We start from the raw sequence: 23,024 nt of genomic DNA on the forward strand, positions 1-23,024 counted from the left end.
ATCTTTTCGGAAGCTGAGGGACGCCTGCACTCGCGGGATTCCCCACCAGCGAGACCGAGTACAGCGCCCGGGAAGCTGAGGTACTTGCCTCCTCAATCGAGCAAACAAAACTTCCCCCAAACATCAGAGCCTCGCTAAGCTGCCGGAATCGCTGGTTCGCGCCTCGGCCGACATGGAGATGGATAAGTTGGCGTCAGCTTCTGGCCGATCCGCGAAGTGGCGACACCTTTCATTGAGGTCCGCTTGGTGGGGTAGAGCGGACTGACTTTGCTCACTCTGAGTTCTTCGCATTTTGACCCCAAGCGGACCTTTACTGGCGGGCGTCCACTGCTGGTCCAAAGCGGCGTTCACCGTACAAAGCAACCGCTCAGCTGAGCGCGACATCGACAAGCTCAAGCAAAGCAGCGCGAGACCGCCGCCGTTACCCGAATCCGCCAGCACCAAGTCATGGTTGCGCATCGCCCGCGACTGCTTGGGTGGTCTTCTGAGCAAGATTAGCAAAACAGCATCAATGGCGGGCAAGCGATTGATGCAAGGCCCTGGTACGATCACTCTCAAACCCAGCGGCGCGCTGTTGCGCAGGCTTCGCGGTGTCGCTGCGCCCAAATGTAAACGGGAGAGCGAACATGATCTCTGCGGCATTTCCCTACAAGAAGCAGCGGCGGCGGGTCCTCGGCCGCGAGATGGCGTATGTGGAGGTGGGAAAGGGCGACCCCATCGTATTGCTGCACGGCAATCCCACTTCGTCGTATCTCTGGCGCAATGTGTTGCCGCACCTGAAGCCGCTGGGTCGCTGCATCGCCCCCGACCTGATCGGCATGGGCGATTCCGACAAGCTGCCTGACAGCGGTCCCAACTCGTATCGCTTCGTGGAGCACCGCCGCTATCTCGACGCCCTGCTCGAGTCCCTGGACGTGCGCGAACGGGTCACCCTCGTCATCCATGACTGGGGTTCGGCGCTCGGCTTCGACTGGGCCAACCGCCACCGCGAGGCCGTGAAGGGTATCGCGTACATGGAGGCGATCATGGGGACGCAATACTGGGACCACTGGGACAAGTTCGGAATGCGTCACGCCTTGCAAGGGCTGCGTTCCGAGAAAGGCGAGGAAATGGTCTTGCGAGACAATTTCTTCATCGAGAAGATCCTGCCGGGAGCCATCCTTCGCAAGATGTCCGACGAGGATATGGCGGAGTACCGACGGCCGTTCGCCGAGCCCGGCGAGGGCCGGCGTCCGACGCTGACGTGGCCCAGGCAAATCCCCATCGAGGGCGAGCCCGCCGACGTGACTGCGATCGTGACCGCCTACGCCGACTGGCTTAAGACGAGCCATATACCCAAGTTGTTCCTGCGGGCGGAGCCTGGTGGGATCCTCGCCCATGGCCCGGTTCTCGACTTGGCCCGCAGCCTCCCGGCACAGACCGAGGTGACGATCTCGGGACTCCATTTTGTCCAGGAAGATTCGCCGGACGAGATCGGACGGGCCGTCGCCGGCTGGATGGAGGCGTCGGGCTGATGGCGGCCATGTAGGGCTTCGATGTCAGGATCATGAAACAGCGATCGGCGAAGATACCGCGAGGAGAGAGGCAGAATGCTTCGTTGATATGGGTCTCAGACAACCACCCACACAATGAGCCTGACAAGATCTCACATGACAGATCAGCGTCGCCCGATTCTCGGTCAACCGCCAACCAACAGGTTTGCGATAGACGCACCTCGCAAATGCGGCGCGATAAATCGAACGTCAGTTGCGCCCCCATCTTGAATCCGCATTTTGGCACAAAGTGCATATTACGTCCGGTCTCGCCGAGGACCGCTATTGGCTCATGGCAGACCTATCGTGGCCGTCTGCTTGATGCCGGCGTTTGACCCAACTGCGACATCGCTTGGCAGCATCCAGTTTTCGCCGGAGCCCTTTCAATTGGACGAGAGGTCCGGCGATCTGCGCTTCCGGCGATAGATGCGCCTTCGCAGGCTATGCCAATGTGCTATTCTTATCGCATAGGCCATAGGTATCCCATGACAGGTACTGCAGAGTGGCTCGCATCGATCGGTTTGGGGGAGTACGCCCAGCGTTTCGCCGAGAACGCCATCGATTTCTCGGTCGTTAGCGATCTCACGGAGCAGGACCTCAAGGACCTTGGAGTCCTGCTTGGGCACCGGCGCAAAATTCTGCGCGCAATTGCAGAACTCAAGAGTGAAGCCCTCGTATCAGCCCGAACGGCCGCCAAACCAGCGCCGCGGGACAGTGCCGAGCGGCGCCAACTGACGGTCATGTTTTGCGATCTCGTGGATTCGTCGGCGCTTTCGGTCCGACTGGATCCAGAGGACTTGCGTGCAGTCATCGGCGCCTATCACGACTGCATCGCGGATGTTATCGCCCGGAGTGAGGGCGTCATCGCGCGATACATGGGGGATGGCGTGCTTGCCTATTTCGGCTATCCCCAGGCGCACGAGGACGATGCCGAGCAGGCGACACGTGCGGGGCTGGCACTGGTCGATGCCGTGGCCAATCTCCAGACAGATATCGGTACGAGACTACAGGTCCGCGTTGGCATCGCCACCGGAATGGTCGTCGTGGGCGATCTGACCGGCGAAGGCGCCGCCAAGGAGCAGGCGGTGATTGGTGAGACACCGAACTTGGCCGCTCGCTTGCAGCAGTTCGCCGAGCCCGGCATGGTGCTGATTTCCGAGAGCACGCACCAGCTCACCGATGGACATTTCGAGTACCGCGATCTCGGTTCTGTCGCGCTCAAAGGATGGGCGGAACCAATACCTGCATGGCAGGTGCTCGGGATCAGTGGAGTGGAAAGCCGCTTCGAGGCCCAGCACAAGACGCGGTTGACACCGCTCATCGGGCGTGACGAGGAGATCGAGCTGCTGTTGCGGCGCTGGCGGCATGCCGCGTCGGGCGAAGGTTGCGTCGTGGTTCTGACTGGAGAGCCGGGTATCGGCAAGTCGCATATCGCGCTGGCGCTTCAAGAGCGGCTCCAGGCCGAACCGCACATTACGCTACGGCACTTCTGCTCGGCACACCACGCCAACAGTGCGCTGTATCCGTTCATCGCCAACCTCGAACGTGCCGCCCGGTTCGAGCGAGGCGAGACGCCGACGGAGAAGTTTGCCAAGCTTGAAGCTCTGCTTTTGCGGTTTGGCGCCGATGCAGACCGCGTGGTGCCGGCCCTGGCTAATCTTATGTCGCTTCCGCTCTGCGACCGCTATCGCCTTCCCGACATGACTCCGCAGACCCGCAAGGACATGACGCTGGCGGCGTTTCTGGCCCAGCTCGAAGCATTGGCGGCGCGTCAGCCGGTGTTCGTCATATTCGAGGATGCCCATTGGGCGGATCCGACTTCGCTGGAGCTGCTCGCGGTTACACTGGAAAAGCTACCGCGGCTTCGCGTGCTGCTGCTGATCACGGCGAGACCGGAGTTCGCGCCGCCCTGGCCTGGTCATGCCCATGTGACGACGATCTCGCTCACGCGGCTCAGTCGGCGCAACGGGGCGGCATTGGTCGAGCGCGTCACCGCCGGCAAGACGCTCCCCGAGGAGGTCATGCACCAAATTCTCGCCCGTACTGATGGCGTACCCTTGTTCGTCGAGGAACTGACGAAGGCCGTGCTCGAAACCGGGCTGCTACAGGAGCGGGACGACCATTACACGCTCAGCCGTCCGCTACCATCGATGGCGATTCCGACGACGTTGAGCGCATCGCTGATGGCCAGGCTCGACCGATTGGCTCCGGTGAAATACGTGGCTCAGATCGGCGCCGTCGTGGGGCGCGAGTTCTCCTACGAACTACTGAGCGCGGTTGCCGAGTTGCCAAGGCAGACGCTGGAGGAGGCGCTTGCCCAGCTCGTCAGAGCGGAGCTGATATTCTGCCGGGGCGAGATACCCCGGGCGGTCTATACTTTCAAGCATGCGCTGGTACGTGACGCAGCAGAATCCGGGCTTCTGAAGAGCCGACGCGCTACGCTGCACGCCACCATCGCGGACGTGTTCGAGCAACAGTTCCCGGAAATCGTGGAGGCTCAACCCGAAACTCTCGCGCTCCACCTAACGGAGGCGGGACTGTTCGAAAAGGCAGGAGAATATTGGCTCCAGGCGGGGAGAAAGGCGGCCATGCGCTCCGCCAACCTCGAAGCTATCGCACACTTGCGGAAGGGCATCGAGGTCTTGGCCCATCTGCCCGACGGTGCTCGAAAGGACAGACGGGAGCTCGATTTTCAGTTCGCGCTGGGGCCATGCCTGATCGCTACCCAGGGGCCGGCGTCGCCACATGCGGTGGCGATCTTCGTTCGGGCGCGCGAGCTGTGCCAGCGCCTCGTAGATCCCCCCGAGCAACTACAGATCATGTTCTGGTTGACCACCGCCAGCGTCATTCGCGGCGAGTTGCCGGTCGCCGAGGAAATGATCTCGGCGCTGCTCGAACTCGCGGAGGCGCGCGGCGATCGACCGACGCTGCTCAACGCGATGCGTGGACAAGGCATGATTCGACTTTTCATGGGACATCTCACAGGGGCCCACGAAGTGATCGTACAGGCCTTCGAAGCGTTCGAGGCAAGCAATGAGCAGGACAGATTGGCGGCGCGTGCCGCCGGCCAGGATGCGGGCGTAGCCGACCTTGCCCTGATGTCATGGGCGCTCTGGCTGCTGGGCCGCCCCGATACGGCGCTCGCTCGACTGGACACCGCCATTCGGCGTGCCGACGCTATCGGTCATCCGCATTCGCAGGCCTATGGCTGCTATTATGCGTCCATTCTCCACGCTCTTCGGGGCGAATTCCTGACTGCGCACGGCTATGCCGAGCGCTGTCTTGCCTTGTCGGAGGAGCACGGATTCCGGCAATGGCGAGGATTGGCGCGCGCCGTCCGGGGGATAAGTGCCAGCTTTCTCGATCCTTCGTCCGCCGCGCTCGCGGAAATCCAGGCTGCGATGAACGAATATCGCAACGCGGGCTATCAACTCGGCATCACCGCCCTATACGTGCTCCTCAGCCCGGCCTTGTTGTCGAGCCATCAGCGCGAAGCCACGCTCGAGCTGATCGAACAGGGTCTTGCCACAACCAGCCGCAATAGCGAGCGGATATTTGAGGCCGAACTGTATCGCCTGAAGGCGCGCGTGCTGCTCTTCGATGACGTACCGGGAGCCGGCACCGAGGCGCAATCACTGTTTGATCACGCATTGACAGCTGCAAGAAGCCAGCACGCCAAGGCCCTTGAACTTCGAGTTGCAGTGGACCTCGGCGCCTTGTGGGTCGATCAGGGCAGACGCAAGGACGCGCTCAATCTGCTCGCGCCCATCTACGCCGGGTTCGCCGAGGGTTTTGAAACGCAGGATCTAAAGCAAGCGAAGGCACTGCTCGATCGACTGCAGTAACTCCGCCCGGATCACAGATATTGGCGTCTGGTTCAGCGGTCGCGGAGCTACTTGCCTTTGGCACTAGGCATCCGCTCGCTCTTGGCATTTACGATACGTATCTTTCACCTTTTGCCATCCCTCCTTGTCGTTCTTCTCTGGATGCTCATTTATGAAGTGTGGCCCATCATGCGGGTCGAGGTCTGCATGTGCGTGATACCTCTTGATTGCTTGTTCCGCAGCGGCTCTTCCCAACACTCGCCCGTTATAGAGGTTGCTGTGATTCCATTTGAAATTGATGTGCCCCGGCACCTGGATCTCGACGATTATGCCTTCCCATTTGGGTTCGTCGTACTGCACGTGATATTTGAAGATCCTGACGTCATCTTCGCCAACGGTCGCTGCGAATAATTGGCAGAGATTCGCCAGGGCATCATGAAGGTCTTTCGGTCTGCGGACCTGCTTCGAGTCGACGATCCTGCTCACCCATATTTCGTCCAGATCACGATGCTCCTCGAGCAAGCTCTCGAAGTTGACCGTATCGATCAGCGCTCCTTCGCAGTACGTAACTCCGTCGATCTCAACTGTTTCTTCGATGAAGGGAAGAGCTGAGCACGCGCATAGGCTGGACGCGCTGATTGGCCCTTTGTACTCCTTCTTGTCGACTTCCTGGATCATTGGTCGGTTGGAAAACAACGCGAGCTTATGATCATCAAGATTCCAGGCGTTGTGAAATATGATGGGCTTTCCAGGCTCTTTGAGCGCTTCGAAATTTATGCTCTTCATGAACTGGCTCTTCGGATAGTTGATCTTGGAGAGGCCAGTGACATGGGACAAGTACATCATTGACGTGAGATAGCGAACGAAGGGATTGGGTGCCAGGACCTGATTAAGGATCCATCTGTTGATGTCTCCGTCGTCCGGGATCGTGAACTTCTGTTGAGGGAACCAGAGCGACACAGACTCCCTGAAGGCGTTCACCATGGTCGATGGGTCCCATAAATGCAGATAGTTCTTGGGATCTATGACGAAGCTGGTCAGAGCCCTGCTCATGCTTCCTGCCCAATCCGGACCAAATACGGTGTTTATGGGAAAGCGCCTATAGCCTTCGTCGTCTCGAAACACGCCATTCTTGAAGAATTGATAGGTCTTTTCCGCCCTGGCTTTGTTTTCAACTCCATCAAACTGATTGTACACGATCCCAACCCAGGCGCCGATGCAGGACAAAGCCCACACGTCAAACTTTATTTCTGCGTTGGCAAGGGCTTCCAGAACCCCGATGTGCAATCCTGCTGCCGGACCGCCTCCGCCGAGCGCAATCGCTCTCTTTACCATCGGATCCTCCATCTGATTTATCGTGCGGCTTGTTCTCCAATCAACTTTCTGAATCGCGTGAAGAGATTGGGTCGTGAAGAGAGATCGGTCGTTCTTGGGCTCTCGGCCGCACAGAATGCCATCGAACCAAATTTCGACAGCTCATAGAGCCAGCATTGCGAAATACGGTACGTGCGACAGAGCGGTGGACGCCGATGTTCGAGCTCGAATCTGCTGATCCCACTGGCGCACGAAGAGCCCGCCTAGCCTATCGCGGTCCGAACCGTCCATTTGTGAACCACTTCACGTACGATATTTATTGCCGACCATGGCCGCGGACCTGTTGTCCAATCGCGACTTTCGTTACTGGCCTAAAGCGGACGCTTTGTAGTCTTTGCTCAGATGTCGGCCTGTGACCCGAAGCCGCCCTGCCTCACCGTGTCGCCCTCGATACTCGCCCGCGCCGACGAGGTGTTCGAGTAACCGGTAACCTGCAAGCGCACATCGTTTTGGTGCAATGCATGAGTCCGGAAGTGGCCCATAGCTGTCCTGCCCGATCGGTTCAGCCGAGGACTGCATTTGACCCAAAGCGCTCTCCCTGCCGGAAGCCACTGGAACTCGTGCTAACGAGAAATATCGAAGTGTACCGCTTTGATAGTGTGAACTGCTTCCAACGGACGACGCTCGGAGACGTCAGGCGCAGGTGTCGTGCGCAGAAGCATTGTTGCCTGGAATCATGGGAGAGCCGAGCATGGATTCCATTTCTCGTCGCCATATGTTGGCAGCGACCGCTACCGGAGGTCTTCTCACGAGCGTTGGGCTGGCGCACGCGCAAACCGCGGGCAGCCCGATTCCTCAGCCACAGCGACCGGGTCACGGCGGCACCGATCCCGGTCCACGCAATCTCATGCGGGATCGGCAGAACCCGGATCTCCTGGTACCGCCGTCGAGCGATCATGGCACCTTGCCGAACCTGCGCTTCTCGTTCTCGGATGCCCATGTGCGGCTTGAGCCGGGCGGCTGGACCCGCCAGGTCACGCAGCGTGAGCTGGGCATTGCCAAGTCCATGGCCGGCGTGAATATGCGCCTGAACGCGGGCGGTGTGCGTGAGCTGCATTGGCATAAGGCGTCAGAATGGGCCTACATGCTCTATGGCACGGCTCGCGTGACGGCCGTCGATTCCGAGGGACGCTATTTCGTCGACGACGTCGGCGTCGGAGATCTGTGGTTCTTCCCGGGCGGAACTCCGCACTCGATCCAGGGCCTCGGCCCCGACGGCTGCGAATTTCTTCTCGTGTTCGACGATGGCGATTTCGACGAAGACAACACCTTCCTGCTCAACGACTGGTTCAAGCACATACCGACCGATGTGCTGGGGAAGAATTTCGGAGTGCCTGCCTCGCTGTTCGGCCACACCCCCGATGAAAGCGAGCGCTATATCTTCCTGGCTCCGTTGCCGGGACCGCTCGGATCAGAAGCCATAGCGGGCGCAAAGGCGTCGGAGACGAGCTACACGTGGCGGATGATGGAGCAGGTGCCCATCAAGACGAAGAGCGGAACGGTCCGGATCACCGATTCCCGTTTGTTTCCGATCAGCACCACGACCGCAGCAGCCCTGGTTGAAGTCGAACCTGGCGGATTGCGCGAGGTGCACTGGCACCCTAACGGAGACGAGTGGCTCTACGTCATCGAGGGGCAGGCGCGCATGGGTGTGTTTGCCGGCCAGGGGCAGGCGCGCACATTTGATCTGCAGGCCGGCGACGTTGGTTACGTCCCGGTGGCGATGGGCCACTATCTCGAGAATACCGGCTCGACCAAGTTTCGATTTCTCGAGACGTTCAAGAGTGACCGCTTTATCGATTTCTCTCTCGATACCTGGATGGCGGCAACGCCTCCGGGACTGGTGCAAGCCCATCTCAAACTCGATCCGAAGGTGATGAGCGCGCTGCGCACGAACAAGGCTCTGGTCGTGCCGGAATAGCCGCCTAAGTCGGAGTGCATCGCGGCGCACTCGTTGGGCGCCCGGTGGGCAGCGAGCCGGCGCTTGCGCGATGAAGTGGATGGCGCGAACGCCGCACGCGATTTTTTTGCGGAGTCACGTCATTCCTGAAGCTGATGGCCAGAGAGTTTGGCTTGCGATCGCAATGCATACGACAAATGGAATCTCCCCGCATCTGTACCCCATCGCAGCACTGATGGAAGTGAGCATGCTGGGCCTGGGGCTGACACCGACCTGCGCTCCCCGAAGAACGGAGATTGGCTCAACCGAGATCACGCAAGAGACCTCTTGCCCGCTTAAGGTCGGCGGTGTCGAGACCTTCGGTAAACCGGTCGTAAATCGGTTGTAGCAGCGCCTTCGCGTCAGCCGGTCGGTCCTGATCGCGAAACAACTGTGCCAGGCTTGTGGCGGCGCGTAGTTCCCAGGACAGGGCGCCTTGCAGGCTCGCCCACTTCAACGCCTGGTAAAACTGATCCTCGGCCGTCGCCGCGGCGCCCGGCGCACCTTGCAACAGCAGCAGTTCGCCCTTGATGCGCAGCAGCTCGGCGATGCTCAAGCGTTCTTCGGTCTCCTCTGCGCGCGCGATCGCATCGTGTACCACCGAAAGTCCTTCGCCCACCTGCCCGACGCGCCCCAAGCCTTCCGCCATCTCACCAACGAACAGGAAATAGCGATGCGATGCGTTGACTTCGTCGCCGAGTTCGTCGATGCCTGATCGCAGCAGCAGCAATCCGCCGGGGGTATCTCCGCGCTTGATCGCAAGCAGTCCTTGATGGCTGCGGGCAAAGGCAACATAGCGCATCAGCGAATGCCTGGTCGCTAGGTCGATCAGCCTTGTCACGTAATGGTCTGCGAGATCCATATCGCCGCTCCACAGCGCGATCGGGCATGCTGCGTTGGCGACGATGTAACACACCGAGTTGACGTGCCTGCTGGCAGTTGCCTCACGCAGGTATGTTTCGGTGACGCGCATTGCGCGATCCGGAGATCCCTGCAGCCACAGGGTCCGGCCCAGAAAGGCGCCGGCGGTCACCCGCTGGTTGCTCCGGAAACGGCTGATCCGCGACGTTTGGACGGGAGGAACATAGTGCGCGAGCATGCGTTCGAGGTGATACCGCGCGCTCGGTTGATCGCCGAGGCAATGCTGCGAGATGCCGATCAATCGCTCACCGATCAGCCGATCGTTCGAATTTGACCGGCTGGCCGCAAGGGCGTTGAATCGTTGCGCGGCGGTCAAGGAGGCGCGAAGGCGGCCGGCAACCCGGTGAAAGAACCACAGGCCTAGCAGCGACCGCAATTGGTGCTCGACATCGTCAAGCCTCTCTGCAAGCTCCAGCGCCTTTGTCCAGGCTTCGCCGAGCGCGGGAATTTTCGCGTCGGTGACAAATATCAGGGTCGTACCGAGCGCGGTATGCAGCTTCATCTCGAGGCGCGCGTCGCCATTGACGGCAGCCCCAAGGGCGGCGATCGCCCGCTCCACGCGGCCGTGGCATTCCTCCAGCAACGACGAGTGGACGCATAGGGGCACTGCGGCCGCGGTCAGCCCCGCGCCAATCTGCACGTCACCGCTGGGTGAAAAGGCCCAACCCAGCGCCGCGCGCAGGTTGTCGATGTGCCGTCCGTAGTCGCCCATCCAGTCGACCGTGGGGCGCATCTCCAGCTCCGCTTCAGCCCGCTCGAACAAGTCCCGGTAATATTCGGCATGGCGGCGCGCGAGCCGTTCCCGCTCCCCGCTCTTGTCGAGCTTTTCGAGGGCATACGTATGGGTCGTATCCAATAGGCGGTAGCGCGCCGTGGTGGCATCGATTTCCGCCACAACGAGCGACTTCGAAACCAGGCTTGAAATTCCATCGACCACTTCCGGCAAAGCGATCCCGGCGCCCGTTGCCACCGCGCAGATCGCCTCCAGGTCGATGGCGCCGGCGAAGACCGCGAGCCGGCGGAGGAGCACCAGCTCAGGCTCCGTCAGTAGCTCGTAGCTCCAATCGAAGGTCGCCCGCAGAGTTTGGTGCCGCGGCAGCGCCGTCCGCCCTCCGGTTAGCAGCTGAAAGCGATCGTCAAGGTGAGCGGCGAGTTCTTCGACACCGAGAGCCGTGACACGTGCCGCCGCCATTTCAATCGCGAGCGGTATGCCATCAAGACGCCGGCAGATCGCCGCGATCGTCTTGGCCCGATGGCCATCCAGAACCGCCCCTGGCTCGGTCGCTCGTACACGTTCGATGAATAGTCTGACGGCGCCGTATTCCAGGAGATCGTCCGCGTCCTCCGTCGGAATCGAGAGCGGCTGCACCCAGGAGACCTGCTCCCCCTCGGCCCGGAGCGGCTCGCGACTGGTTGCGATGATCTGAGCCGAGGATCCGGCTCGCAGCACGCCCTCAGCCATCCTCGCCGCGGCGTCGATCACATGCTCGCAGGTGTCCATCACCACCAACAAGCGCCGCGCTGCCAGTGCCAGCGCCACGCGCTGCGTCGAAATTTCACCTCCGCCGAACTTGAGTCCGATCGCGGCAGCGAGCGCTATGGGAACCAGACTGGGATCAGCGAGCGGCGAGAACTCGACCAGCCACACGCCCTCTGGAAAATGCGGCAGCAATTCACGAGCGACCGCGAGCGCGAGCCGTGTCTTGCCGATGCCCCCCGCCCCGGTCAGGGTGACGAGCCGGTGGGCACGGACAAGCTTCGAGATTTCCTCGACCTCGGCGGTGCGGCCGATCAACGCCGAAGCCGGCTGCGGCAGGTTGGTCGACGCTAATGGTTGCGCCGATGCACTTTCCTTTGGGTAGAGTAAATGTCCCGGTCCGGTTGCCGGCCGCACGGTCCAGATGCCGAGCAGGCGATAGCCGCGGCCGGACACCGTCTTCAACAACTCGCGATCGGCGCCGAGTGCCTTGCGAATGGCGGATATATGAAAATGGAGCGTGTTTTCTTCGACCGTCGCAACCGGCCACACCTGATCAATAAGGTCGCGCTTCTTGACAAGCTCGCCGCCCGACCGAACCAGAATCTCCAGAATCTCGAATGTGCGGCTCCCGATCGGAACGGAAACACCTCGGGACCGCAACTCACGCTGGGCAAGATCGATCTCCCACCCGTTCGACTCATAGACGGCTCGTAGGCCTTGCTCCACCATCACGGCCTGCCCCGTCGGTTGAGTAGTCCTAAGAAAATCTCAGCATCAGATCAGGGAACCGCTCCAGGAAATCAGCTTAAACGCTGATCTGGGCAGTGGGCAAGCGCCGTCGAACTATCCGGTTAGCGCGCGGCAGCCCCCAGGATCCCACTTTCGGGTTTCGGTCAACACAACCGAGAGAGATCGATTCATGCCGCAGGCGCAATCACTCGGAAACGACGAACCCCGCTTTACAAGCGAACTGGTACCCATGCGGAGGCCAAAGGTGGCGCGACGCGAGAGCTCACGACCCGGCGCGCCGATCCGCAGCGAACCACGCCGGACTTCGACTCAATTCCTGACTTGGGTTGGTGTCCCAAGCCGGACATCAGCTGCCTCCAGACTTGGTGGCTTCCCGCACGAGGAAGTCCATCAACATTCTGGCGGGCATCTCGCGGGCAAGCGCGGCCGCCTGACCTGACCAGAGTGGCGTGAAATCGGAGCTTCCATTCTGCTCAGCCGCAGCACGCAGCGGCGACAATTCGCCCATGGGCAGCGGAAAGTCCGGCGCCGCGTCCGACCAGGGACCAATCTCGGCGGCAAGGCGATTGACCAGAACCCTCGCCGGTCGCCCGGAGAACACGTTGGTCACGACAGTCTGGTTCAACCGCGCATTTCGCAGAGCCTCGCGATGGAGCGGGGGCGTTGCCGACTCGGCACAAAGCAGAAAGGCGGTTCCAACCTGCACGCCGGCGGCCCCGAGTGCGAACGCCGCTGCGATCCCTCGCCCATCCCCGATCCCGCCGGCTGCGATTACGGGCACGCTGACGGCGTCAGCGACTTGTGGCACTAGGGCGAACGTGCCGGCCTGTGAGGCGATCGCGCGCTCGCCGTCAGAATCGAGGAATAGGCCTCGATGTCCTCCGGCTTCGTACCCCTGAGCGATGATCGCATCGGCACCATGCTTTTCGAGCCAGCATGCTTCGTCGACTGTCGTCGCCGATGAGATCACCTTGCAGCCAGCTGCCTTGACCCGGTCGACCAATCCGGGCCCGGGCAAACCGAAATGAAAGCTCACCACCTCCGGCCGGACCTGCTCGACTACGGCGGACGCGGCATCGCCGAACGGAGCGAGATCGAGGCGCGGTGCAACCGTTGCGGGGGCGATGCCCAGCTCGCGATAATACGACGAAAGCTTCTCATGCCAGGCACGCTCGCGAGCGGCGTCCGCCTTTGCCGCATCGTGGCAGAAGAAGTTGAGATTGATTGGTTTCTTCGTCAGTCGCCGTAGCTCGGCAACGGTCTTCGCAATGAGCTCAGGCGTCAAGACAGCGCAGCCGATCGAGCCCATGCCGCCGGCATTCGAGACCGCGGCTGCAAGGTCTACCGTGCCCAATCCGGCCATCGGTGCCAGCACGATCGGATGCTCGATGTTGAACAATTCAACAAGACGTCGGTTAGACCACATCGCACGCCTCCTACCAGTGGCCGGCGGACGCGCCGCCATCGACATGCATGATCTCGCCGGTGACGAAAGCCGCTCGCTCAAGATACATCACGGCGTCGACGACCTCCTGTATCTCGCCCATGCGGCCCATCGGCTGCAAGCTTGCGAGGAAGGCATGCGTCTCCGGCGCATGCATTGGGGTCGCGATCGCACCAGGCGATATGGCATTCACGCGGATATTCCGGCTTGCGTACTCGATCGCGAGCGAGCGGGTGATCGCGTTGAGCCCGCCTTTGGTTAGCGCCGCGAGCGCCGCCGCCAGGGACGCCATCGGCTGCTCGGCGATCGTGGCCGTGATATTGACGATGTGACCCGAACCCGCGAGCAGCATCCTCGCCGCCACCCGCTGCGTCAGATTGAAAAACCCCGCGAGATTGACCCCGACCATCTTGGCGAAGTCGGCCTCAGAATACTCGGTAAAGGGCTTCGCAATGAACAGGCCGGCATTGTTGATGAGCGTATCGATCCGTCCGAAGCGCTCGATGGTCAGTTCCACGATGCGATCGGTCGTCTTTGCGCTGGCGATATCGCCATCGACCGCGAGCATCGACGGATCGTCGCTCCTGCCGATCGAACGAGAACTGGCAACCACGTGATAGCCGATATCCCGGTAGGCTTCGAGCAATCCCGCGCCAATGCCGCGCGATGCTCCGGTGATGATGGCAACCTTCCGTTCGGAAGTCATATTCGCTTCTCCTTCACGCAAAGTGCATGGATGGGCGAACAGTTACCCTGATCGAGGCAATGCCGCTTTGCATCGCCTGCTCAGCTATTGTCATTTCCTGCCATCGGTGGATGCAGATCGTTACATCGGTAACAAGGTCAGGCCAGCCGGTTTCGCCGATATTGCGCCGGTGTCTGGCCCGTGGCTCGCCGGAATGCACGGGTGAAATTGGCCTGGCACGAAAAACTGAGCCCGAGGGCGATATCGACCAAGGCCCGGTCCGCATCGCAGAGCAGATCCTTGGCGCGCTCGAGGCGCCTTGCACTGACATGCCGATGCGGCGATTTGCCGATGGCAGCCTTGAACGCGCGCGCGAAATAAAACTCGCTCAGGCAGGCAACCGAAGCCAGCCGCGCTACCGTCAGATCGCCCTCCAAATTGGCTTCGATATAGTCGAGCACGCGCGCCAATCTACGTCGGTCGAGCCCTTCCCCTGCGGCCGGCGTGACCAGGCCGGACCGCGGCGCCGCATGGCTCTGGATCAATCTTGCCACCAGACTCAATGCCAGGGTTTCGGCGAGCAGCCTGCCCGCGGAAGTCTCGTGTTCCAGTTCGAGCATGATGGCAAAGGCAATCTCGGCAAGCAGTGGATCGCGGAAGCCGCCCTTGTGGCGAAGTGAATCGATCGCCGTCGCGTCGAACCCTTCACCCAGATCATGCGACAAGAACAAACCGGTCGGCAGGTAAAGATGCAAAATCGCGGGCACTGGCTCGGACATGTCGATCAGGCCTTGCTGCACGCCGGCCGGACGAAACCAGATGGTTCCACGTTCGGAGATGGTCGAGTCGATGGCCCCGTCCAGCCGACGCGTGACAACGGACCGGCTACCGCGCACATCAACGCAGATCTCGGCATCAGGCTGGGGGTTATTCCAGGCAACCGTACCGCGGTGGCTGCGAAGCTCCGCCGTGAGATTTGACCAACCTCGCGTGGCGGATGAGGCCAGCAGCCCGGCGACGCCGTATTTATTGGAGCTGCGTTCGCCTGACGGCGTCGGCCGAGATGTCAATTCCTGATTTCGGCCAAATAAATTCACGCGGGCGTGACCTTTGGACAGGCTGCGGGCTCGACGGCGTCAATGTGGTCGGACTCGTGGCTGACCGCAACTCTCGCCTCCGCCCTATCACGCATCTGCGATCAGGCAGTGTAGCCGCTCACTTCCGTTATCGCCCCCCAACCGACGTTGCCACGCTGCTGTCGACCGCCAGCTTTTGACCCACCATCATAGGGGCAATATTTCTGTTTCGGTGCTGCGGCACCCCGTCGGGCTCTCGTTCGTCAACCAGCCCGCCTCCCGCACGACGGCGACGGCTGACCGGGCGACGGGGGCCGAGATTCCATTGACGAGCTGCAGTCGCAGATTGCGGCCCTCGGTAACGGCCCGCACAACCGCCTTCCTCGCGACCCACCAGGAGCGATGTACCTGCAGGCCATTGGCATTTTCGAGCGCCATCATCGCCTGGTTGAGCGTTGCCAGTACAAGCCGAGAGTTGCCGGCGGTGTGGACACGCACATAGTGGTCCTCCATCTGCAGGCAAAGCACCGCGGAAGGTGGCGCGCCGAGTAGCCCGAAAGCGGTTGGCGGCGCTTCGCCGGCTTCCTCGGCCTGTTGCCGGCGATGTAACCGGGCCTGCATGAGAAGGGTGAAACCCAGCACAATCGGCAAGGCGGTGATCAGCCCCTGCAAGTACCAATCGAGTGGTCGCAGGATTTTCAGGAAGGGCCATATCGATAAGGCGATCGACACGACCCAGATCTGGAATGGCGCGTTCAGGATGACGACGCCGAGGAAGATCGACATCCAGGTCATCGCCGGGTTCAGGCCGAGCCGCAGCACCACCCGGATGAGCGATCCGAAAAGGAGGATACCGGGTAGGAAGCAGGCGAGTTGAAACACCACGCGCTGCCAGGTCGGTCCGTTCAGATAGCTACCAAACGGTCCGATCAGGCCGAAAAAGATGGCGCAGACGCTCGCGATCGCGAGGTCAACGGCCCAATCCCGCAGAAAGTCACTCCGGCGCGCTTCACTCATAAGGCCATTATAGTGGCGGTTTGCCCGCCGGCGAACCCATTCGCCCGTTGGCGAACAATTGCTGGCGCAGGCCTGTGCCGTTTGCTGGATCCCTGGCGTCCCACTCGCCGAGAGGTTCCCATGCGCTACACGATTGCATATTTTTTCGCCGTACTCATCGCAGTCACCGCCGGCCAAGCCGACGCCGCGGTCGGGTTCCGGCATTTCAGCATCGACGATCCGCAAGGCCGACCTATCGAGGTGGGCGTCTGGTATCCGACCACGATGACGCCGAAGCTGGAGGCGGTCGAGACTGATCGACAGATGGTCGCCCGCGACGCGCCGGTTGAGGGCACCGGTCTTCCGCTGGTGGTCATATCGCACGGTCACGGGGGGTCCTATGCCGGGCACCTCGACACCGCCACGGCCCTGGCCAATGCAGGGTTCGTCGTCGCCGCTCTTACGCACAATGGCGATAGCTGGCGCGACCAAAGCCGTCCTACCGCAATCTGGGAACGGCCACGGCAATTGAAGCTGCTCACGGATTACATGCTGGGCGCGTGGAGCGACCACGGGCGCCTCGATGCCAATCGTGTTGGCGCGTTCGGCTTCTCGGCTGGCGGCTTGACGGTGCTAGCGGCCGCCGGCGGCGAGCCGGACCTTCGGACCCTTCCAAGTCACTGCAAGGCGCATCCCGCCTTCGAAGACTGTCAGATCATGGAAGAGCACCCGTTGCTGCCGGATACCGATATCGTCTGGACCCACGATCCGCGAATCAAGGCGGTGGTCTCGGCCGCGCCCGCTCTCGGTTTTGCCTTCGGGACCAACGGCCTGGCGGCGGTCCTCCAGCCAGTACAGCTCTGGCGGGCCGAGGATGATCAAGTGCTACCACACCCCTATTATGCGGAAGCCGTTCGGCTCGCTTTGCCGACGCCACCCGAGACGCACGTCGTGGCTGACGCCGGGCACTACGACTTTCTGAAGCCGTGCTCTGCGGACCTGGCAACCCGCATGCCGGCAATCTGCACAAGCAAGCCGGGCTTCGACCGCGCTGCGTTTCATGAGCGTTTCGACCACGACATCGTCGCCTTCTTCAAGCGGACGCTGCAGTAGCAGGCATTGAAGTGGGATGTCCGTTGTTGGCCGTTAGTTGCCATTCCCGCGCTCAGAGCGAACGTCCCCTCGTGCGCCGAAGCGGACATTGCGGATATTGGTGGCTGCGGAAATCGACGTGAGTCAATGCTCGCCTCCTGAGTTGCAAGCGGAACAACGCAAAGCATGAAGAGCGGCACAGAGTCGCTGCACCCATGTGCCCCGTGCTTCATCCGAACAACAGGAGAATTGCATTTTTCACAGCGCATTCGGTCAGGACAGCTGACGGTGCGCGGCGGATTCCGGGCATGACGCTGACGTTCGCCGCGTTCCATGCTATGATGCAAATATTCCAGGTCGTTCGGTCGAACCTTGTATTGAGGTCAAAACCGATGATTGGAGCCACCATCCCCACATACTTCGTCAGTCCAAGGCGAAGCATCAAGAATACATGATCACGTTGACGCTCGGCGCCGACGCGCAACTCGATTTGACAGGAGAAAGGATACGCAGGTCGATTTCAACTCGCGGCAGTTCACGGCGGAGACCTGAACCGCCGCTTGATCTAAGGAGGCACTCATGAACTTCATCAACGTGCGCATGGTCCCCACAGTCGCCGCAGCGATGAGACTCACCAAAGCAACGGCCTTTGCTGCAGCGCTCGTGTCCTTTGCCCCCGCGGCTGTCGCGGGAGAGCCGATTGAAAAGAAGGGGACTACTCCTTATGTGACGCACTTTATTTTTCGGCCCTTGATGAGCATTGACACCGGCGAACTCGGCAAGGCCACTACGCTCGAGGCGGTCGGGACCACTCAAAACCTGAAGGGAGAGAAGATGCTGGACAAGATGTCAGCACGCTGCGTGGCGCTGAACGTCGCGTCCGGAGACAAGAAATACATTGACGGCGCTTGCGTGCTCGCCGACAGCGACGGCGACAAGATTTTCTCGACCTTCGATACTCGAGACCTCGACAAGGCCCAGCCGAAGATGGATTGTGGAACGCATATCATCACCGGCGGCACCGGCAAGTATAAGGGCATCACCGGGAGCGAACCATTTGCGTGCATAGCTATGCCTGCGCTGGCTGGCTCTGGCGATTATTTTGCGATGGACATCCCGCACAACACGTCCTGGGAAATCAAATGATCCTGAACCCGATGTCGCTGTAGAGATAGTTATTGAGGCGGCCATCAATCGCTGAACGAGAGCCTAGCCCACCACAGCTGGGCTCTTCTTCTGTTCGTAATTTGGGTCAGATGGTCCGCTTGGGCCCAAGCGGTCGACCCGGCATGTCCGCTAGATGTCCGCTCCTTGGGAGTGAAGCAGACTTGATATGCCCAGCCCGAGTTCTTCCGGGTGTGACCCGCTGCGGACATTGACCGTCTCATAAGACAACATTGCTGTCACACCAAATCTCGTTTTTCTAAATACCTTTCCAGGAACGTTTGGGGTAAGCCGGGTTAACATGTTCGGCTGGATCGGGAGCTCGAAGGCGTAGCTTGCAGGAGGTTTCCATGGCCAACTTGATAATCAGGATTGTGACACTGGCGACGTGTTCGATTGCGCTGATCGCTGCGTTCTCGGTCACTCCGGCTGTTGCGGCCCCGGGCACTGAGCCAGGTGGCAGTGAGGCAGACTATGGCGGGATGGGGCAACGCTCCGCTTATCCGCCTTCGTCATACCCGAAGCGGTCGGGCAACAAGGCCACTCACGCGCCCAAGGCCAAAAAAGCCAAGCAGTCCCTGTTCGACGACCCCGCCTTTGCTCATGGGTACCGAGCAGCATATTCGGCGGTCTACGACCGCACTGACTATGCCTCTGCGATTGAGCAGTTAAAGACGCTCGGCCACGACGACCATCCAAACGTCGCCAACCTCATCGGCTACTCCTACCGCAAGCTCGGTGACTACGAGCAGTCGCAGGTCTGGTACGAGCGCGCGCTCAAGACCGATCCGAACCACGTGCTGACGTGGCAGTATTATGGACTGTGGCAGATCGAGCGGGGCAACCGCGAGCAAGCGCTCTATCACCTCGGCCGGATTGCGTCCATTTGCGGGACTGGCTGCGAGGAGTACCGGTCGTTGGCCGCCGCGCTAGAGAAGCCGCCCGGCACTAGCCTGGTTTATTAGGGACGCTTTGCAACGGCGGTCAGAGCTCGGCGCTAACGCGACGGGTGAGGCCATGTCTGTTGATGGCCCGAAGGCGAAGATCGTTGAAACCCGCATCGGGTCGGCTGTTTAGGGCGGACCGGACTTCGGCGGCGCGGCCCTCGACCAGCGCTTTTGACCCGAAGCGGACATGTCACTTGAGAACGCCGTCTTGCTTCATTGTTCGCATAGAAATCTGCAAGCACTCTTGCTCAAATCACTCGAATTATCTGCATCGCGCGCTTTGGCGCCCACCTTCGCCTTCTGGACCCATTGCGGACTTTCGAGCTGGCGCCACCCTAACCTAAGCGGTGCTCGGGCGAGTTGGTAGCCTTCGCTCAGAGAGCACGGGAATCGATTCGGCTCTTGCCGTCTGCTGTCCGCCTCAATCTCTCACCTCCGGCAGACCCGCCTTGCGCAAACCCTCGGCAATGCGCTGAAACTCGGCTAGGAAGACGGCGTTGTCGGACCACCCCTTGCCATCCTGCAACCACTCGGTGACGGTGTAGTTCGGCCTGAGCCGACGAAGCTCGGCGACGGCGGCGTGAGCTTCACGCTCATGTCCTGTCAGTGCGTGGGCGGCGGCGAGATCTGCGTAGGCAATCCAAAGAGGCTGCACCGCGATGGAGCGGCGGCACCAATCAATCGCCTCCTCATGATGCCCGAGATGAGAGTGTGCATGGCCGATATAGAAGTACCACGTGCTTAGCAGAGGATCACGGGGACTGAGCTGGATGGCCATTTGGAGCGGCGCAAATGCCTCCGCGGAGCGGCCGACGCGGATCTTGGCGGCGCCGAGCGCGCCATGGGCCGGGGCCAGGCTGGGGTTGATCGCGATTGCCGCTTCGTACTCGCCGACCGCGGCCTCAACATTCCTGCCCCCGGCCCGCAGGATCTCTCCCTTCACAAAATGCGCCATCGCATCGCTGGGAAACTTAGACAGGACCTGGCCTACGGCGTTCTCAGCACGCCGCAGCCGATCTGCCGGCGCATAACGATAGTTGACCTCCATTGCCAGAGTCTCTGCCAGGCCAACCAACGCCTTCGGGAAGCCTGGATCGATTTGGAGCGCACGTTCAAAAAGGGCACGCGACTGCGACAACTGCTCGCGCGAATAGGGTTGGTTGAGCACGGCCCACCCGCGCATCGTGAGATCGACCGCGTCAGGGTTGTTTGGCCGCATAACCTCCGCGTCGCGGCTTTCCTGGTTTGTCAGTTCAAGATCAAGCCGCCGCGCCAGTCGACCGGTGATGATATCCTGAAGCTGCATCGATTTGGACCAGTCACCGTCGACGCGCTCCGACCAGATCTCCGCGCCGGTCCGGGCATCAATCAGCCGGGCATTGATCCGGACCAGTGAGTCCGTTCTGCGCAGGCTGCCGTCGAGGATGTAGCGTACGCCGAGTTCGCGGCCAACGCGCTTCGGGTCAACATTCTTGTAGGCGCGGGCTGTGCTGGGCGCGATCACGAAGCTATCCTCAATCCGTGAAAGATCCGCACTCAGGTCGTCGGTAATACCTTCAGCAAAGTACTCCTGCTCGGATGCGCTGCTTAGATTCGTAAATGGCAGCACGACGATCGACAGGCGATGGTTAAACGGCTGCGGCTCGCCCTGATGAACATACCAATATGCTACGCCGCCGGTCATGACGAGCAGCAAGGCAATCACTAAAGCCATCCGAGCGCGCCGCCCACCAAGCGCCGGCCACGGGCGGAACGGAAAAAACGAAGCAGTCGGCGGCCTGTCGGGGAGCAGCAGCTGGGACTGTTTGCTTGTTGCTGCATCACTCGGCCGCATTCGATAGACCCTGACCGGACGGGCGATGTTCTTGAGGTTCTGCTCGCCCAGATCTCCGAACTCGACTCCGACCTTGCCTTGAACTTGATCGTAGGCAGAAGACGAGATGTAGATGCCGCCAGGTTCTGAGATGCCCTCAAGTCGCGCCGCAATATTTACGCCATCGCCAAAAATGTCATGCGGCTCAACAATTACGTCGCCGATATTGATGCCCACACGGAAAGCAATGCGCCTGTCTTCCGCAGCATCGATTGTAAGTTCATGAATACGAGTCTGGAACTGCATCGCGGCTCGAACCGCCTCGACCGCGCTCGCAAACTCTGCCAAGAACCCGTCGCCGGTGTTCTTCACGATGTGGCCACCGTGTTCAGAAATTGCTGGCTGGACAGCTTCCGTTAACAGCGCGGTTAACTTGGCGTGGGTCGCCTCTTCGTCATTGTGCATGAGCCGCGAATAGCCAGCCACGTCGGCAGCCAAAATCGCCGATAACTTGCGCTCGACTCGGACTGGTCGCTCTTGCACCATGGCCAGCAATCCAACCCGGCGCATTTGTACGACGGATCGCAGACAGTGCCAAACGCGGGATGCCTACCTAGAAGTTGATATCGGTTATTGTCATCCAGTCGAAATGACAGCCGCGTTGACGGATGTCCGCTCCGGCACGACGTCACGTCCGCTGTTGGCCCGTTTGAGACCTGGCGAGGGATACTAAAGATGTCCGCTCACTGGGGCTGACCGGAAGTCGTCTCGGGAGAACCAAACCGACGCGATTGCCCCGAAGCAGACCCAGGCTTGGGGAATGGCACGACCGCCGAACCGTTCGAGCTGGACCAGGGCACGGACGCGGAGCGTAACGCCCGTCGTGGTTGGTGCTTAGCCCGTGTTCCTGACCGCCTCAGCGAGAATGGCGTACAGCTGCTGCTTGCTGAATTCCTTGGGCTGCTGCTTCTCTGCGGTGCTCCGCGACACTTTCTTTTCTACTCGACGTACCAAGGCGGCCGACGACGTCGGCCTTGGCTTCGGGGGCGGCCTTATCTTGGGTCTTGCGGTTGGCGGCTTGTGGCCACGCTTCAAGCCTGAACGGGTCAGCATCCCGCAGACCGCGTTACGGCTACACCCGAGACGGCGCGCAATCTGTGCCGCGCTCTGTCCTGCGGCCCAGAGCCTTTTGAGCAGCGCTACGTCTTTCGCATCCCAGCCCATGAGAGATTATAGCGCGGACTGGCCGACATTGGCTAGTCCAGGCCGCTCGTGGGAATCCCTTCTATGGATTCACGACTTGGCTCTACAACCCCGGTGATCTCTCCGCCCAAGCCTTGGTGGCTTGGCAGATTTCCATCGCTCGGGCGTAGGCGGGGCGTGTCGTCGTGCGGGCGAGATAGGCACGCTCGACTGAACCCGGGGCATAGTTGCCGGTTCGCAGACCAAGCAGGAGAGCGTAGCTCACTGAAATATCAGCAGCGGTGAACCGGTCTCCGGCGAGAAATGAACGACTTGCGAGATGTTGGATGACCAATCCCAGCCGGCTATGAAAGGTCTCCAGTGCCCAGCATGTGACCCGGGCGTTTCGCTCCGCTTCGGGGGCGAGTGCGCGACCGACGATGACGGCGTTCATTGGTCCAGCGAGCCCAGCCTCTCCCAAATGGAGAAATTGCAGATAGGCGGCGAAAGCCGGATCATCCGGGCCGACGGCGAGCGGGCTCGGGCCGTGGCGGGCGAGCAGGTATTCGAGGATCGCGATCGACTCGACCATGATCATCTCGCCGTCCTGCAACGCCGGGATAAAGCCGGCGGGGTTGATCGCAAGAAAATCGGGATCATTCTCGACAGCGAACAGATCGACCGGGCGCAGCCGATAAGCCACTCCCAATTCCTCGAGCAGCCAAACGACACGGAACCCACGACCTTCGCCATAGACGGTGAGCATGATTGAGCGTCCTTAAGTTGGCTTAAGTGCTTTAATTCG

General features: G+C 60.9%; 15 protein-coding genes. 6 read left to right on the forward strand and 9 right to left on the reverse strand.

Annotated elements, in window-relative coordinates; all coding sequences use genetic code 11:
• Positions 1-626 precede the first annotated feature (626 nt).
• Together BJ6T_RS29880 and BJ6T_RS29885 are read left to right on the forward strand one after the other, a co-directional pair.
• A complete protein-coding gene (locus BJ6T_RS29880; protein WP_014496277.1) occupies positions 627-1,514 on the forward strand; it encodes a haloalkane dehalogenase in 888 nt (295 codons plus the stop codon).
• 503 nt (positions 1,515-2,017) lie between these two features.
• Positions 2,018-5,377 (forward strand): AAA family ATPase, encoded by a 3,360-nt coding sequence (locus tag BJ6T_RS29885; protein ID WP_014496278.1) that lies wholly within the window; start codon positions 2,018-2,020, stop codon positions 5,375-5,377.
• 63 nt (positions 5,378-5,440) lie between these two features.
• Here the strand turns inward: BJ6T_RS29885 and BJ6T_RS29890 are convergent, their stop codons facing one another.
• The gene (locus BJ6T_RS29890; protein WP_014496279.1) at positions 5,441-6,703 is read right to left on the reverse strand and encodes a patatin-like phospholipase family protein; all 1,263 of its coding nucleotides are present in this window, start codon (positions 6,701-6,703) and stop codon (positions 5,441-5,443) included.
• Positions 6,704-7,421: 718 nt separating this feature from the next.
• Between BJ6T_RS29890 and BJ6T_RS29895 the strand changes: the two genes are divergently transcribed.
• On the forward strand, positions 7,422-8,651 hold the full coding sequence (locus BJ6T_RS29895) for a cupin domain-containing protein (protein WP_028169650.1): 1,230 nt from the start codon (positions 7,422-7,424) through the stop codon (positions 8,649-8,651).
• A gap of 280 nt (positions 8,652-8,931) precedes the next feature.
• Here the strand turns inward: BJ6T_RS29895 and BJ6T_RS29900 are convergent, their stop codons facing one another.
• The 5 genes from BJ6T_RS29900 to BJ6T_RS29920 form a co-directional block, all read right to left on the reverse strand.
• Positions 8,932-11,799, reverse strand: coding sequence for an ATP-binding protein (locus BJ6T_RS29900; RefSeq protein WP_014496281.1), 2,868 nt, complete (start codon positions 11,797-11,799; stop codon positions 8,932-8,934).
• 367 nt (positions 11,800-12,166) lie between these two features.
• Positions 12,167-13,246, reverse strand: coding sequence for an NAD(P)H-dependent flavin oxidoreductase (locus tag BJ6T_RS29905; protein ID WP_014496282.1), 1,080 nt, complete (start codon positions 13,244-13,246; stop codon positions 12,167-12,169).
• 10 nt (positions 13,247-13,256) lie between these two features.
• A complete protein-coding gene (locus BJ6T_RS29910) occupies positions 13,257-13,970 on the reverse strand; it encodes an SDR family NAD(P)-dependent oxidoreductase (RefSeq protein WP_014496283.1) in 714 nt (237 codons plus the stop codon).
• Positions 13,971-14,107: 137 nt separating this feature from the next.
• A complete protein-coding gene (locus tag BJ6T_RS29915) occupies positions 14,108-15,046 on the reverse strand; it encodes a helix-turn-helix domain-containing protein (RefSeq protein WP_240537919.1) in 939 nt (312 codons plus the stop codon).
• Positions 15,047-15,232: 186 nt separating this feature from the next.
• Entirely contained in the window at positions 15,233-16,042 is an 810-nt protein-coding gene (locus BJ6T_RS29920) for a LytTR family DNA-binding domain-containing protein (protein ID WP_014496285.1), read from the reverse strand.
• 120 nt (positions 16,043-16,162) lie between these two features.
• Between BJ6T_RS29920 and BJ6T_RS29925 the strand changes: the two genes are divergently transcribed.
• From BJ6T_RS29925 to BJ6T_RS29935, 3 genes are all read left to right on the forward strand, one after another.
• A complete protein-coding gene (locus BJ6T_RS29925; RefSeq protein WP_014496286.1) occupies positions 16,163-17,134 on the forward strand; it encodes an alpha/beta hydrolase family protein in 972 nt (323 codons plus the stop codon).
• A 558-nt stretch (positions 17,135-17,692) separates the two neighbouring features.
• Positions 17,693-18,259 (forward strand): hypothetical protein, encoded by a 567-nt coding sequence (locus tag BJ6T_RS29930; protein ID WP_014496287.1) that lies wholly within the window; start codon positions 17,693-17,695, stop codon positions 18,257-18,259.
• Positions 18,260-18,627: 368 nt separating this feature from the next.
• Positions 18,628-19,242, forward strand: a complete 615-nt coding sequence (locus BJ6T_RS29935; protein ID WP_014496288.1) for a tetratricopeptide repeat protein — start codon at positions 18,628-18,630, stop codon at positions 19,240-19,242.
• A 403-nt stretch (positions 19,243-19,645) separates the two neighbouring features.
• Here BJ6T_RS29935 and BJ6T_RS29940 read toward each other — a convergent pair whose 3' ends face one another.
• The 3 genes from BJ6T_RS29940 to BJ6T_RS29950 all read right to left on the reverse strand — a co-directional run bounded on the left by BJ6T_RS29940 (position 19,646) and on the right by BJ6T_RS29950 (position 22,985).
• Positions 19,646-21,583 (reverse strand): adenylate/guanylate cyclase domain-containing protein, encoded by a 1,938-nt coding sequence (locus BJ6T_RS29940; protein ID WP_014496289.1) that lies wholly within the window; start codon positions 21,581-21,583, stop codon positions 19,646-19,648.
• A gap of 348 nt (positions 21,584-21,931) precedes the next feature.
• On the reverse strand, positions 21,932-22,261 hold the full coding sequence (locus tag BJ6T_RS29945; RefSeq protein WP_014496290.1) for a GcrA family cell cycle regulator: 330 nt from the start codon (positions 22,259-22,261) through the stop codon (positions 21,932-21,934).
• Positions 22,262-22,343: 82 nt separating this feature from the next.
• Positions 22,344-22,985 (reverse strand): glutathione S-transferase family protein, encoded by a 642-nt coding sequence (locus BJ6T_RS29950; protein ID WP_014496291.1) that lies wholly within the window; start codon positions 22,983-22,985, stop codon positions 22,344-22,346.
• Between the last annotated feature and the right edge of the window lie 39 nt (positions 22,986-23,024).

Source organism: Bradyrhizobium japonicum USDA 6 (genome assembly GCF_000284375.1).
Taxonomy (GTDB): Bacteria; Pseudomonadota; Alphaproteobacteria; order Rhizobiales; family Xanthobacteraceae; genus Bradyrhizobium; species Bradyrhizobium japonicum.

Excerpts from the sequence above, each read along its gene's own strand:
- BJ6T_RS29890 (WP_014496279.1), bottom strand. The coding sequence starts at position 6,703 with ATGGAGGATCCGATGGTAAAGAGAGCGATTGCGCTCGGCGGAGGCGGT.
- BJ6T_RS29940 (WP_014496289.1), bottom strand. The coding sequence starts at position 21,583 with ATGGTGCAAGAGCGACCAGTCCGAGTCGAGCGCAAGTTATCGGCGATT.
- BJ6T_RS29945 (WP_014496290.1), bottom strand. The coding sequence starts at position 22,261 with ATGGGCTGGGATGCGAAAGACGTAGCGCTGCTCAAAAGGCTCTGGGCC.
- BJ6T_RS29905 (WP_014496282.1), bottom strand. The coding sequence starts at position 13,246 with ATGTGGTCTAACCGACGTCTTGTTGAATTGTTCAACATCGAGCATCCG.
- BJ6T_RS29910 (WP_014496283.1), bottom strand. The coding sequence starts at position 13,970 with ATGACTTCCGAACGGAAGGTTGCCATCATCACCGGAGCATCGCGCGGC.
- BJ6T_RS29925 (WP_014496286.1), top strand. The coding sequence starts at position 16,163 with ATGCGCTACACGATTGCATATTTTTTCGCCGTACTCATCGCAGTCACC.
- BJ6T_RS29950 (WP_014496291.1), bottom strand. The coding sequence starts at position 22,985 with ATGCTCACCGTCTATGGCGAAGGTCGTGGGTTCCGTGTCGTTTGGCTG.
- BJ6T_RS29920 (WP_014496285.1), bottom strand. The coding sequence starts at position 16,042 with ATGAGTGAAGCGCGCCGGAGTGACTTTCTGCGGGATTGGGCCGTTGAC.
- BJ6T_RS29895 (WP_028169650.1), top strand. The coding sequence starts at position 7,422 with ATGGATTCCATTTCTCGTCGCCATATGTTGGCAGCGACCGCTACCGGA.
- BJ6T_RS29885 (WP_014496278.1), top strand. The coding sequence starts at position 2,018 with ATGACAGGTACTGCAGAGTGGCTCGCATCGATCGGTTTGGGGGAGTAC.
- BJ6T_RS29935 (WP_014496288.1), top strand. The coding sequence starts at position 18,628 with ATGGCCAACTTGATAATCAGGATTGTGACACTGGCGACGTGTTCGATT.
- BJ6T_RS29900 (WP_014496281.1), bottom strand. The coding sequence starts at position 11,799 with ATGGTGGAGCAAGGCCTACGAGCCGTCTATGAGTCGAACGGGTGGGAG.
- BJ6T_RS29880 (WP_014496277.1), top strand. The coding sequence starts at position 627 with ATGATCTCTGCGGCATTTCCCTACAAGAAGCAGCGGCGGCGGGTCCTC.
- BJ6T_RS29930 (WP_014496287.1), top strand. The coding sequence starts at position 17,693 with ATGAACTTCATCAACGTGCGCATGGTCCCCACAGTCGCCGCAGCGATG.